Raw genomic sequence first — 13468 nt, 5'->3', positions numbered from 1 at the left:
TGACAACTATGATTGCGGTCGAGATCGAAACCTGAGGAGTGGACTTGACCAGCTCGAATGCCCTTCGCGGCGATGCGCATTCCCGCCTGGCCGCTCACCGCGGCCTGCTCGAACGCACCAGCAGGACCACGCGGGTCGCCGGCATTCTGCGGGACGCCATCATCGACGGAACGTTCCAACCAGGGGCGCGACTGTCCGAACCCGACATCTGCGCCGCCCTCGACGTCTCCCGCAACACCGTCCGTGAGGCCTTCCAGATCCTGATCGAAGACCGGCTGGTGGCGCACGAACTCAACCGCGGCGTCTTCGTCCGCGTACCCACCGCCGAGGACATCACCGAGCTCTACATCTGCCGGCGCGTCGTCGAATGCGCCGGCGTCAACGGATTCGACCCCGCCACCGGCGACCTGTCCGGCGTCGCCGAGGCCCTGGACCTGGCCGACGAACGGCACGCCGTCGAGGACTGGACCGGCGTCGGCACCGCCGACATCCACTTCCACAGCGCCCTCGCGAGCCTCAACAACAGCAACCGCATCGACGAACTCATGCGCAGCGTCTGGAACGAGGCGCGGCTCGTCTTCCACGTCATGGACGACGCCCACCGATTCCACGGGCCGTACCTCACCCGCAACCACGAGATCTACGACGCCCTCGTCGCCGGCAACACCGAAGCCGCTGGTCAGCTGCTCAAGACCTACCTCGAAGACGCCGAGGCGCAGATCCTGGGGGCGTACTGAGGCGCTTCGCGCCTAGCGGATCAGCCCGTAGAAGCCCTCGATGTGCTCCCGCACCAGGCCGGCGGCCTCGGCGCCGTGTCCGCCGCGGAGGGCGGCGACGATGCCGCGATGCTCGCAGCGCAGGTGGGTCGCGACCGCGGGCCAGTCGTCGAGCAGCGGCACAGCCTGCATGACGTAGCCGTGAATGGAGTCGCGGAGCGAGACCATCATCGCCTCGACGAGAACGTTGCCGGCCAGCCCGGCCATCGCGACGTGCAGGTCGGCGTCGAGACGGTGGAACGCCTCCGGAGAGAGGTCCTCGTCGTCCATCGCGTCGAGCAGCGCGTCGATGGCCGAGAAGTCGAGGTCACCGGACTGCCCGGCGGCTTCCTGCACCGCCCACGACTCGAGCAGCGTGCGCGTCTGGACGACGTCGCGGATCGGCAGGGTGCGCGTCGCCATGTGCAGCCGCAGGGCCGCGCCGATGGACGCGGCCGGGTCGGCGGCGACGATCGCGCCTGCGTCCGGTCCGGAGCCGACGGCGGTGCGGACGATGCCCATCGCCTCGAGCACCCGCATGGCCTCGCGGACCGACGAGCGTCCGACGCCCAGTTCCTCGGCGAGTGCGCGCTCGGCGGGCAGACGACCGCCGACGGTGAGTTTGCCGGCCGCCAGATCCTGCTCGATGCGGTGCAGGACGACCTCGTGTGTGCGCACGACCGAAGTTTACCTGGTGTGGTCTGACCACAGTGCGCTACTGTGGTCAGACCACAGCCCAGCCCGGTTGGAGTACCCGATGAGAATCGCCCTGTTCGCCACCTGCCTGGCGGATGCCCTGTTCCCCGAATCCGCCACCTCCACGGTCCGCCTCCTCGAGCGGCTCGGCCACGAGGTCGTGTTCCCGCCGAAGCAGACCTGCTGCGGGCAGATGCACGTCAACACCGGCTACCAGGCCGAGGCGCTGCCGCTCGTCCGTCACCACGTGGAGGCGTTCGAGAGCGGACCGTCGTGGGACGTCGCGGTGGCCCCGTCCGGTTCGTGCGTCGGATCCGTCCGGCACCAGCACGCGATGGTCGCCCGCCGGTACGGCGACGAATCGCTCGCGACCCGCGCCGAGGACGTCGCGTCCCGGACGTACGAGCTGTCGGAACTGCTCGTCGACGTCCTCGGCGTCACCGACGTCGGCGCCTACTACCCGCACCGCGTGACGTACCACCCGACGTGCCACTCGCTGCGGATGCTGCGCGTCGCCGACAAACCGCTGCAACTGCTGCGCGCGGTGCGGGGGATGACCCTGATCGAGCTACCCGCGGCCGAATCCTGTTGCGGCTTCGGCGGAACGTTCGCGCTGAAGAACTCCGAGACGTCGACCGCGATGCTCGCCGACAAGATGGGCAACGTCCTGAGCACCGGCGCCGAGGTGTGCAGCGCCGGCGACTCGTCCTGCCTGATGCACATCGGCGGCGGGCTGTCCCGGCTGCGCAGCGGGGTCCGCACCGTCCACCTCGCCGAGATCCTGGCGAGCACCGAGAAGATCGGGAGCAACGCATGACCACGTTCCTCGGCTCACCCACCTTCCACGCCGGCACCGGAAACATCCGGGGCACAGAATCTTTCCCCGACGCCGCACGGAAGGCACTCACCGACACCCAGCTGCGCGCCAACCTCGGCGCCGCCACCACCACCATCCGCAACAAACGGATCGCCGCGGTCGCCGAGGTCGACGACTGGGAGGAACTGCGCCGGGCCGGCAGCGCCCTGAAGGCGGACGTGATGGCCCGGCTCCCCGAACTGCTCGTGCAGTTCGAGGAGAACGTCACCGCCCGCGGCGGCACCGTCCACTGGGCGCGCGACGCGGAGGAGGCGAACCGGATCATCACCGACCTCGTGCGGACCACCGGCTCCGACGAGGTGGTGAAGGTCAAGTCGATGGCCACCCAGGAGACGGGCCTGAACGAGCATCTCGAGGAGAACGGGATCGCGGCGATCGAGACCGACCTCGCCGAACTCATCGTCCAACTCGGCGAGGACAAACCGAGCCACATCCTCGTTCCCGCCATCCACCGCAACCGCGCCGAAATCCGCGAGATCTTCCTGAACGCGATGCCGGGGGTCGACAAGAACATCACCGACGACCCCCGGGCGCTGGCGATGGCCGCGCGGGCACATCTTCGGCGAAAGTTCCTGTCCGCCAAGGTCGCGATCAGCGGCGCGAACTTCGGGGTCGCCGAGACCGGAACCCTCGCGGTGGTGGAGTCGGAGGGCAACGGACGGATGTGCCTCACCCTCCCCGACACCCTCATCACGCTCATGGGCATCGAGAAGCTGGTCCCCACGTTCACCGACCTGGAGGTGTTCATGCAACTGCTGCCCCGGTCGTCCACCGCCGAGCGCATGAACCCGTACACCTCCATGTGGACCGGGGTGCATCCCGGCGACGGCCCGCAGAACTTCCACGTCGTCCTCCTCGACAACGGTCGCACCAACGTCCTCGCGGACGAGGTCGGGCGGTCCGCGCTGCACTGCATCCGCTGCAGCGCCTGCCTGAACGTGTGCCCCGTCTACGAGCGGGCGGGCGGGCACGCGTACGGGTCCGTCTACCCCGGGCCGATCGGCGCGATCCTCAGCCCACAACTCACCGGGACCACCGGCCACGACGACCCGAACGCCTCACTGCCCTACGCCTCCACCCTGTGCGGCGCCTGCTTCGACGCCTGCCCGGTCCGCATCGACATCCCCAGCATCCTCGTGCACCTACGCGCGGAACAGGTCGACTCCGAACGGCACGGACTTCCCGGCGGCCAGGACCTCGCGATGAAAGCCGCCGGCTTCGTGATGGGTTCGGAGAAACGGTTCGCCGCCGCCGAGACGGCGGCCAAGGTCGGCCGGGTGCTGGGCGGCCGGTCCGGACGCATCACGTCGCTGCCGTACCCGGCATCGAAATGGACCGCGAGCCGCGACCTGCCCGCCCCGCCGAAGGAAACGTTCCGACAATGGTGGGCCCGCACACACGAGGACACGACACGATGACCGCACGCGCAGAGATACTGTCCCGGATCCGGTCGGCGCTCGCCGACGCGCCGGCCCCCGACCCCGTTCCCCGCGACTACCACCGCGAGCCCGCGTCCGGCCCCGGCGACGTCGAGTTGTTCGCCCACACCGTCGACGACTACCGCGCACAGGTCCACCGCGCCGACGAGACCACCGTCGCCGAGATCGTCACCGGACTGATCGCGGAGGGGAAGCGGGCCGTCGTCCCACCGGACCTGCCGCAGTTGTGGCGGCCGCGATGTGACGTCGTCGTCGACGGCGCCCCCGCCGAACTGTCGACGCTCGAACTCGACGCCATCGACGTGGTCGTCACCGGCTGCACCCTCGGAATCGCGGCCACCGGCACCATCGTGCTCGACGGCGGCGCCGGTCAGGGACGCCGGGCGCTGACGCTGGTCCCGGATCACCACATCTGCATCGTGCGCACCGACCAGATCGTCGACACCGTGCCGCAGGCCTTCCAGACCCTCGACCCGACCACACCGCTGACGTTCATCAGCGGTCCCAGCGCCACCAGCGACATCGAACTCAACCGCGTCGAAGGCGTGCACGGTCCCCGGACGCTGGACGTCGTGATCGTGCGCTGACGCCCCCGTGCGCTGACGCCCCCGTGCGCCTTTTTGGTAGCTGGAACAACCAAAAAGGCTCACGGGGCGCGGAGCGCCCTCGCGGCGAGTTCGGCGGTGGCGCGGACGATCTCCGGGCCGCCGAACATCATGTCGTCGTTGTGCCCCGCGCCGGACAGCACGACGGTGTCGACGTCGCCGAGCGCGGCTTCGGCGACGCGGGCACTCTGCTCCGGCGGGACGATGGTGTCCGCCGTCCCGTAGACCACGGTGACAGGCACGTCGATGCGTGCGACGAACTCGGCGACGGGAAATCGGTCGCGCAACAGCAACCGAACCGGCAGGAACGGGTAGTGCGCCCTGCCGACGGCGGCGAGGTCGGCGAACGGCGACCGCAGCAGCAGTCCGGCGGGCGGGTGCTCGGTGGCGAGTTCGGTGACCACACCGGTGCCGAGGCTCTCCCCGAAGTAGAGCAGCCGCCCCGGCGGCACGCGACGTTCGTCGACGAGGTGCCGGCGAGCGGCCCGGACGTCGAGTGCCAGCCCCTCCTCGCTGGGCTGACCGGGGTTGCCGCCGTACCCGCGGTAGTCGAAGAGCAGGGTGGCGAAACCCGCGGCGGCGAGGTCCGAGGCCAGCAGTGCCCGGTCGGCCCGGTTGCCGGCGTTCCCGGCGGCCACGAGGACGGTCATGCGCGGCCCGCCGACCGCCGGCGGGACGTACCAGGCACCGAGTTCGAGGCCGTCCGACGTGGTCAGCGTGACGTCCTCCGCCCCGGCGATCAGCCGGCCGGCGGGGGGCACCGGGGTGGTGTCGGGGTAGTAGATCAGTTTTCGCTGCAGCACCCACGCCGCGGCGATCAGCAGTGCCATCACCGCGGCCGCGATCAGCACGACACGGATCATTGCCGAATCGGCGCGCCGGTCCACTCCAGCAGCTCGGCCACGGGCAGGGTGTTGATCACATCCGACGGCTCGACTCCGCGCTCCGCGGCGCGCTCGCAGGCGTAGCCCTGCCAGGCGAGGTGCCCGGTGGTGTGCGCGTCCGTGTCGATGGAGAACTTGCAGCCGCTGTTCAGTGCGAGGTCGATCAGGCGTCCCGGCGGGTCGCGGCGCTCGGGTCGGGAGTTGATCTCCACCGCGGTGCCGTACTCGCGGCACGCGTCGAACACCCGTTCCGCGTCGAACTTCGATTCGGGCCGCGGTCCCCGCACCCCCTCGACGAGGCGGCCGGTGCAGTGCCCGAGCACGTCGACGTGCGGAGACTTGACGGCCTGCAGCATCCGCTTGGTCGTCGTTGCCCGGTCGGTGTCCAGATGCGAGTGCACGCTCGCGACCACGATGTCCAGGTCGGCGAGCACGTCGTCGTCCTGGTCGAGGGTGCCGTCGTCGAGGATGTCGACCTCGATTCCGGTGAGTACCCGGAACGGCGCGAGTTCGACGTTCAGTTCGGCGACCACGTTCAACTGGACGAGCAGTTGCTCCGAAGACAGCCCGTTCGCGACCGTCAGCCGCGGCGAGTGGTCGGTGATCGCGCAGTAGTCGTGCCCCAGCGCAGCCGCCCGTCGCATCATCTCCCGGAGCTGGCACCGGCCGTCCGACCAATCAGAATGGGTGTGCAGGTCGCCGCGGAGCGCCTCGAGCAGTTCCGTTCCGCCGAGCCCGATCGGCTCCGCGGAACCGCGCAGATACGTCAGGTACAGCGGCACCGCATCGGCGCACTCACGGATGATCGCGGCCGCCTCGGAGCCGATGTCGGGCAGATATACCCAGCCGTTCGCCGCCAGGGCTTCCCGCTCCTCGGCGGTCGACGACTCGAGCACATCGGCCGCCCGGCGGAAGGCGCCGATCCTGGGTCCCTCGTCGCGCGAACGCTCGAGCCAGAACGCAATTTCCCGCAGCGCATCGACGGCGTCCATCTATCCATCGTGCACGCCGTCCGGGCTGCTGGCTAGACGTAAATCACTCCAGACTTAGGGTCGCCTCGTTGTCCGCGCGTTCACACCTACGTTCCCTTTCCCTCGCTTACGACTTCTACGGTGCCGGAGTTGTCCGCATTCGAATCGGGAGCCACGGTGAGTTTGAAACCCCTCGCACTGTTCGTCAACCATGACGGCGCGTCCTCACGCGCCTCCGTCACCTGCCAGTACAAGTGCGGAAACGCGTGCTCCCACGACGTGCCCAACACCTCGCACGGCGAATACTTCCGTGACATCGCCCGCACCGCCCTGTCGCGGCGCGGGATGCTGCGCGGGACCGGGATGGCCGTCCTCGCCGTCGGCGCGGGCAGTGCGCTGGCCGCCTGCTCGGACGACTCCGGCAGCGGAAGTGTCTCCGGCACGGGGGGTTCGGACGGCGCCACACCGGCGGGAACGAACTTCGGTGCCGTCGCCCCCAACACCGAGGACGCCGTCGTCGTCCCCGAGGGGTACGAGCAGGCCGTCGTGATCCGCTGGGGCGACCCAGTGCTGCCCGGGGCCCCCGCATTCGACTTCGACAACCAGACCGCCCAGGCGCAGGCGCAGCAGTTCGGGTTCAACAACGACTTCGCCGGACTGCTGCCGGTCGAGGGGCAGCCGAACACCTTCCTGCTGGTGGTCAACCACGAGTACACCACCGAGCCGTTCATGTTCAAGGGATACGACGCCGAGAACCCGTCGCCGGAGCAGTTCCAGACGGCGCTCGCCGCCCACGGACTGTCCGTGGTGCAGGTGAAGGGTGAATCCGGCTCGGGCGCGCTCACTCCCGACTTCGGGCCGTACAACCGGCGCATCACGGCGACGACGGAATTCGTCGTCACCGGTCCCGCCGCGGGCAGCGACTTCCTGAAGACGTCCGCCGACCCGACGGGCACCAAGGTGCTCGGCACGCTCAACAACTGTTCCGGCGGCGTCACCCCGTGGGGCACGGTGCTGTCGGGGGAGGAGAACTTCAACCAGTACTTCGCGAACGCCGAACTGGTCACCGACCCCACCGTCGCCCCGCGACTGAAGCGGTACGGCGTGGAAGGTGCTGCATCCGAACGCAAGTGGGAGCGATTCGACAAGCGTTTCGACCTCGCCCAGGAGCCGAACGAGGTCAACCGCTTCGGCTGGGTCGTCGAGGTCAACCCGTGGGACGCGACGTCCGCGCCCGTCAAGCACACGGCGCTGGGCCGGTTCAAGCACGAGGCCGCCACCATACACGTCACCGACGACGGCACCGTCGTGGCGTACAGCGGCGACGACGAACGCTTCGACTACATGTACAAGTTCGTCTCCAGCCGGAAGATGATGGACGGCAACAGCCAGGCCGCCGTCCGCAACAACATGACACTGCTCGACGCGGGCATCCTGTACGTCGCGAAGTTCGCCGGCAACTCCGCGGACGAGATCGACGGGTCGGGGGCGCTGCCGACGAGCGGCACGTTCGACGGCACCGGGGAGTGGATCCCGCTGCTGCGCACCGGCGAGGACGGCCGGGGCGAGTCACTCGTCGACGGCATGAGCGCCGAGGAGGTGGCGGTGTTCACCCGTCAGGCCGGCGACAATGTCGGTGCCACCAAGATGGACCGCCCCGAGGACTTCGAGCCCAGCCCGACAACCGGCAAGGTGTACGTGGCGCTGACCAACAACACCAAGCGCGGCGTCGACGGCGCCGCGGCCGCCGACGGGGCCAACCCGCGGAACAACAACAAGAACGGCCAGGTCCTCGAACTCACCGACGACCACGCCGGCACCGCGTTCACGTGGAATCTGCTGCTCGTGTGCGGCGACCCGACGGCGGCCGACACCTACTTCGGCGGGTTCGACAAGGAGAGCGTCAGCCCGATCTCCTGCCCCGACAACCTGGCGTTCGACCCGCACGGCAACCTGTGGATCTCCACCGACGGCAACGCGCTGAAGTCGAACGACGGCCTGTTCAGCGTCGTCCTCGACGGCGCGAACCGCGGGGAGACCAAGCAGTTCCTCTCCGTGCCCAAGGGCGCCGAGACGTGCGGTCCGATCGTCAGCGAGGAACGGGTCACGGTGTGCGTACAGCACCCGGGTGAACTGGACGACGCGAGCGCCGACAACCCGGCGTCGCACTGGCCCGACGGCGGCGACACGCAGCCGCGTCCCGCCGTCGTGGCGGTGTGGAAGTCGGGCGGCCGGATCGGCGTCTGACCCCATGTGAGTGGCAAAGTGTGCCCCGGCACGCTTTGCCGCTCACCTGGGTGGGCGGCCCAGCAGCGACTCGAACACAGCATTGCCCGCGGTGAAGCCGTGCCGGTCGTAGAACTCGAACATCGCGGACAACCGGGCGCGACCGTCGTCCGTCAGGTCGCGCCCGTGCCGCGACATCCACTCGTCGACGGACACCTGCTTCACCGACACCAGCCCGGCCGCCCGGTCGCACAGTTCCCGCACGGTGAGGGCCTCCGGGCCACCGAGTTCGTAGGTGGCGCCGTGGTGGATGTCCGGGCCCTCCATCAGCACTCGCGCGGCCACCGTCGCGACGTCCGCGAGCGCGACGAACGAGAACGCCGCGTCGGGGCTGTACGGCACGTCGACCTCGGTGGCCGTGCCGTCGAGGACCGACGCGAAGTTCTCGGCGTACGCGCACGGCTGCAGAATCGTCCACCGGAGCCCGCCGAACGTCCGGAGCATGTCCTCGCACCGCGCCTTGTCGACGTGGTGCGGCATCGCCGGGGTGTACGGCCACGCGACCGAGTGGTAGACGAAATGCTCGACACCCGCGGCGGCGGCCGCCGACAGCGCGTTCCGCAGCAGCGCCGGCTCGTCGGGATGCACATTCGGGGCGATGAAGTACACGCCCCGGCACCCCGACAGCGCGTCGGCCAGTCCCGCACCGGTTTCGAGGTCGACGGCGAAATCGCCGGAACGCCGGGCGGTGTGCACCACCCGGCGTACGTCGGCGAGTCCCTCGAGTGCCGCGACGACGGCGGCTCCGGTCTTCCCCGCGGCGCCGACGACGGCGATGCCGGCGCCGCGGGAGAGTGACTCGGTCATCGGATCACCGGTCGATGAAGTCGAACTCGGCGAACTTCGCACCGCCGGAGAGGCGTTCGTAACCGGGACCGCGGTCGAAGAACGGCTCGTCCAGTCCGCGGCTGTCGCGCATCTGCTCGCGCAGCGCCTCGGTGGCGTCGGCGTCCGCGACCGGTTCCTCGGTCGACGACGTCAGCACCACACCGTAGTCGGCGCGGGCACCCTCCGCGGACACCTTGCCCCACAGCACGTCCCGGACGACTTCCTCGATCGGACGGTCGAGGGGGTCGCCCCAGCCGCCGCCACCGGTGGTGCGGATGCGCACCACCTCGCCGGCCTTGATCGGTTCGGCGTCGGTCAGCGCGTCGAACTCGCGCTCGTTCGGGCCGCCCGGGTCGAGGACCACGGAGAAGGGCCGTCCGGCCTTGCCGCCCTTGACTCCCCAGCAGGAGAGGATCGAGCGGTCGGCGATGGACATGAAGTTGGCGTCCTTGAGCATCCGGATGTGCTTCTCGTAGCCCAGGCCGCCGCGGTAGCGTCCGGCGCCGCCGGAGTCCTTCGCCAGGCCCAGCTTCTCGACGATGAACGGGAACCGGCTCTCCGTGAACTCGGTCGGCAGGTTCCGTGAGTCGGGAACGACGTGGATGGTGTCCTCGCCGTCCGCGTAGTGCCGACCGCCGGACCCGCCGCCGAGCACCTCGCGCATCAGGTACGAGTGCCCGTCGAAGTCCTCGCCGTACACCCCGGTGTAGCGGATGGTCTCCTGGTCGGCGGGCATGTTCCCGTCGACGGCCTTCGCGACGACGCCGGCGAGCACGCCGAGCAGCCGCAGGATCACGAACGTCCGGGCGTTGGTGGGCGCCGGGAAGATCGGCGTGATCAGCGTGCCCTTCTCCGGGAACTTCATCTCGATCAACGGCACGACGCCCTCGTTGACGTCGAGTTCCGCCATCCGCTCGGGACTGTCCGCGAGGTTGCGCAGGATCGGTGCGAGCCACTTGATCAGGAAGTTGCCGTCGGCGTAGTCACCGCAGTGGTTGATCGGACCCTTGGCCTGCGGGCCGGTGCCGTTGAAGTCGAGGATGAGGCGTTCGCCGCCCTCGTCCTCCGGTCCGGTCTTGGTGAGCGTGATCCGCTGGCGGTGCAGCATGGGCTCGTCGACGCCGTCGTGTTCGGCGTAGTCCTCCCACGTGTATTCGCCCTTGGGGATCTTGCTGAGGATCTCCCGCCGGTACGTCTCGGTGGTCGCGTCCATCATCGCGTCGAAGCAGGCCTCGACGGTGTCGCAGCCGTACCGCTCGAACAGCTCGGTGAGGCGACGGGCGCCCATGAGGCACGCCGAGCATTCGGCGTCGAGGTCGGCGGCCAGCGCGTCGGGCATCCGCGAGTTGCGGGTCATGATGCGCAGTGCGGCCTCGTTGGGCACACCCTGATCCCACAGCTTGATCGGCGGGACCATCAGGCCCTCCTCGTACACCGTGGTCGCGCCGGACGGCATCGATCCCGGGCAGCAGCCGCCGATGTCGTCGTGGTGGCCGAACGCCTGCACGAACGCGACGACGGACGGTTCCTCCTCGCCCGGCCGGGTCGCGAACACCGGGACGGTGACGCAGAGGTCGGGGAGGTGGCCGATGCCGCCTTCGGACAGGTAGACGTCGTTGTGGAAGTAGACGTCGCCGGGCTTCATGGTGTCGAGCGGGAAGTCCCGCGCCACCGGATGCACGAGCGCCGAATACGAACGGCCGGTGAGCTTCCGGAGGTTGCGGTCGTGGATGCCGGCGCGGAAGTCGTGCGCGTCGCGGATCATCGGGGAGCGGGAGGTCCGCGAGATCGACGTCTCGACCTCCATCTCGACGCTGGCGAGGTAGCCGGCGACGATCTCCACCAGCACCGGGTCGGGCGTCGTACCGTCGACCGGTGTCAGCCTGTAGGGCTTGACCGGCTGCACTGCAACGGGTTCGGTGGTGACGGTCATCGGTTCGCTCCGTTCGAGTCGGCGATCTTGGTGATGCGGATGTTTCCGAAGGTGTCGATCCGTGCCCGGAATCCGGGGTGCACGGGAATGGTGGAGCTGAATTCCTCGATCACCGCCGGGCCCTCGAGCACGTCGCCGGCGCCGAGCTTGGCCCGGTCGTAGACCTGGGTGGTGACCCATTCGTCGAAGTACGCCGGGCGGGTGCCGGTCACGGCGGACTCCGCTCCCGTGCCCGCCGCGATCTCGTTCAGCGTCGGGCGCTTGATCGGGCCGATGCCGCTGACGCGCAGGTTCACCCACTCCACGTGCTGATGCGGATCGCCGCGGAAGTCGTACCCGTACAGCTCCTTGTGCGCCTGGTGGAACCGCTCCGCGGCCTCGTCCATCAGCTCCCGGGTGACGGGACCGTCCCCGACGGGCACCCGCACCTCGAACGCCTGGCCGAGGTATCGCAGGTCGGCCGAACGCGCGTACTTGCGCTCTGCCTCGCCGAACCCCTCGTCGGCGAGTGCGATTTCCGCCTCGGCGGCGAGCGCGTCCAGCCCCGACTGCAGGTCGGCGATCTCCAGCCGGTCGTGCCGGCAGACGTGGGTCTGCACGTAGTCGTTGCGGACGTCGACGGTGAGCAGTCCGAACGCGGACACGTTGCCCGGGTTCAGCGGGACGAGGACGTCCTTGAGGCCGAGAATGTCGACGAGCCGGCAGGCGAGCAGCGAACCGGAGCCGCCGAACGTCACCAGGGTGAAGTCGCGGACGTCGAGGCCCCGCTTGACCGTGATCTGCCGCAGTGCGTTGGCCTGGTTCCACGCCGACACCTCGAGGATGCCGGTGGCGCAGGCCTCGAAGTCGAGCTTCAGCTGGTGTGCGAGCTGCTCGACGCCCTTGCGGGCCAGTTCGGTGTCGAGGGGGATCTCGCCGCCGAGCAGGTGGGGTGGGATGCGGCCGAGCAGCACGTGGGCGTCGGTGATGGTCGGCTCGCTGCCGCCCTTGCCGTAGCAGAGCGGGCCGGGGTCGGCGCCCGCCGACTGCGGTCCGACGCGCAGCGTGCCTTCGGGGGTCTGCCAGGCGATGGAGCCGCCGCCTGCGCCGACGGTGACGACGTCGATCATCGGGATCTTCGACGGGTACGCCCCGACCCGGCCCTCGGTGGTGAGCGCGGGCTCGCCGCGGACCACGACGGTGACGTCGGTCGACGTTCCGCCGCCGTCGCACGTGAGGACCTGCTCGACACCCGCGACGCTGGCGATGAGCGCCGCACCGAGCGCGCCTGCCGCCGGGCCGGACAGCACGGTCGTGATGGGCTGGTGCACGACCTCCTTCGCGGACAGCACGCCGCCGTTCGACTTCATCACGTAGAACGGGATGTCGCGGGCCTCGCCCTCGTCGGAGGAGAATTCGCGCAGCCGGTTCGCGATGTTGTTCACGTAGTTGCGGATGTTCGGCTTCACGGCCGCGTCGACGAGCGTGGTGATGGACCGCTCGTATTCGCGGTACTCGCGCAGCACCTGGCTGGAGATGCTCACCGTCGCCTCGGGGTATTCCTCGAGCAGAAGATCCCGGACGCGGTTCTCGTGGCTCGGGTTGGCGTAGGAGTGCATCAGGCACACGCCGATGGTGCGGATGCCGCGGTCGGCGAAGAAGCGGGCCGCCTGGCGGACGTCGTCCTCGACGAGGGGGCGGATCTCGCTGCCGTCGAACGCGAGCCGGCCGCCGATGGTGCGGACGCGGTCGGCGGGGACGATGCGGTCGGGCTTGACCCAGAAGTAGGAGTTGCCGTAGCCGTCGGGGACGGACTGGCGGGCGATCTCGAGGACGTGCTCGTACCCCTCGGTGGTGATGAACCCGAGGTTCTCGACCTTGCCTTCGAGGAGCTTGTTGGTGGCGACGGTGGTGCCGTGGCTGACGGCGCCGATCGCGTCGCCGGTCTCGCCGAGCTTGGCGAGCACCTTCTCGATTCCGGTGAGGAATCCCTGCGCCGGGTCGGCAGGCGTCGAGGGTGTCTTGGTGGTGACGACGGCTCCGGACTCCTCGTCCACAGCCACGACGTCGGTGAATGTTCCGCCGGTGTCGATACCGACCCGAATCTTCCTGGATTCCACGATTCCTCCTGGGCTCGTCTCTGTAAGGCAATTGCACCGTTTCCGCCGCCCGGTTTCTTTGTCACATATCGCCGAACTCGGCGGTCCTCGTTCGG

11 protein-coding genes are annotated in these 13468 nt (G+C 69.3%); 5 read left to right on the top strand and 6 right to left on the bottom strand.

What is annotated here, in order from left to right; genetic code table 11:
* Window positions 1–38: 38 nt before the first annotated feature.
* On the top strand, window positions 39–737 hold the full coding sequence (locus tag BLV94_RS29045) for a GntR family transcriptional regulator (RefSeq protein WP_072945142.1): 699 nt from the start codon (window positions 39–41) through the stop codon (window positions 735–737).
* A gap of 12 nt (window positions 738–749) precedes the next feature.
* Here the strand turns inward: BLV94_RS29045 and BLV94_RS29040 are convergent, their stop codons facing one another.
* Window positions 750–1433 carry a FadR/GntR family transcriptional regulator gene (locus tag BLV94_RS29040; protein ID WP_072945140.1) on the bottom strand — a complete coding sequence of 228 codons (684 nt, stop codon included), beginning with the start codon at window positions 1431–1433 and terminating at the stop codon, window positions 750–752.
* Window positions 1434–1512: 79 nt separating this feature from the next.
* On the opposite strand from BLV94_RS29040, the gene BLV94_RS29035 reads away from it, so the two are divergent.
* Genes BLV94_RS29035 through BLV94_RS29025 form a run of 3 tightly spaced genes read left to right on the top strand, consistent with a single transcriptional unit; the run spans window position 1513 to window position 4354 of the window.
* Complete coding sequence (locus BLV94_RS29035; protein ID WP_072945138.1) at window positions 1513–2268, top strand: (Fe-S)-binding protein; 756 nt, start codon at window positions 1513–1515, stop codon at window positions 2266–2268.
* A complete protein-coding gene (locus BLV94_RS29030) occupies window positions 2265–3746 on the top strand; it encodes a LutB/LldF family L-lactate oxidation iron-sulfur protein (RefSeq protein WP_072945136.1) in 1482 nt (493 codons plus the stop codon). The genes BLV94_RS29035 and BLV94_RS29030 overlap by 4 nt, the downstream gene beginning before the upstream one ends.
* Entirely contained in the window at window positions 3743–4354 is a 612-nt protein-coding gene (locus BLV94_RS29025; protein WP_072945134.1) for a LutC/YkgG family protein, read from the top strand. The genes BLV94_RS29030 and BLV94_RS29025 overlap by 4 nt, the downstream gene beginning before the upstream one ends.
* Before the next feature lie 59 nt (window positions 4355–4413).
* Here the strand turns inward: BLV94_RS29025 and BLV94_RS29020 are convergent, their stop codons facing one another.
* The gene (locus BLV94_RS29020; protein WP_072945202.1) at window positions 4414–5235 is read right to left on the bottom strand and encodes an alpha/beta hydrolase; all 822 of its coding nucleotides are present in this window, start codon (window positions 5233–5235) and stop codon (window positions 4414–4416) included.
* Window positions 5232–6248, bottom strand: coding sequence for a PHP domain-containing protein (locus tag BLV94_RS29015; RefSeq protein WP_072945131.1), 1017 nt, complete (start codon window positions 6246–6248; stop codon window positions 5232–5234). Before BLV94_RS29015 ends, BLV94_RS29020 begins: the two co-directional genes overlap by 4 nt.
* A gap of 156 nt (window positions 6249–6404) precedes the next feature.
* Here BLV94_RS29015 and BLV94_RS29010 point away from each other — a divergent pair, with 156 nt between their 5' ends.
* Entirely contained in the window at window positions 6405–8474 is a 2070-nt protein-coding gene (locus BLV94_RS29010; RefSeq protein ID WP_072945199.1) for a PhoX family protein, read from the top strand.
* Window positions 8475–8516: 42 nt separating this feature from the next.
* On the opposite strand, the gene BLV94_RS29005 is transcribed toward BLV94_RS29010, so the two are convergent.
* The 3 genes from BLV94_RS29005 to BLV94_RS28995 are packed head-to-tail and all read right to left on the bottom strand — an operon-like array spanning window position 8517 to window position 13373.
* Window positions 8517–9320, bottom strand: coding sequence for an NmrA family NAD(P)-binding protein (locus tag BLV94_RS29005; RefSeq protein WP_072945129.1), 804 nt, complete (start codon window positions 9318–9320; stop codon window positions 8517–8519).
* Window positions 9321–9324: 4 nt separating this feature from the next.
* Window positions 9325–11274, bottom strand: coding sequence for a hydantoinase B/oxoprolinase family protein (locus BLV94_RS29000; RefSeq protein WP_074933821.1), 1950 nt, complete (start codon window positions 11272–11274; stop codon window positions 9325–9327).
* Window positions 11271–13373 (bottom strand): hydantoinase/oxoprolinase family protein, encoded by a 2103-nt coding sequence (locus tag BLV94_RS28995; protein ID WP_072945089.1) that lies wholly within the window; start codon window positions 13371–13373, stop codon window positions 11271–11273. The genes BLV94_RS29000 and BLV94_RS28995 overlap by 4 nt, the downstream gene beginning before the upstream one ends.
* Between the last annotated feature and the right edge of the window lie 95 nt (window positions 13374–13468).

The organism is Rhodococcus koreensis (genome assembly GCF_900105905.1).
Classification (GTDB): Bacteria; Actinomycetota; Actinomycetes; order Mycobacteriales; family Mycobacteriaceae; genus Rhodococcus_F; species Rhodococcus_F koreensis.
This window is presented reverse-complemented; position numbering and strand designations above follow the sequence as displayed.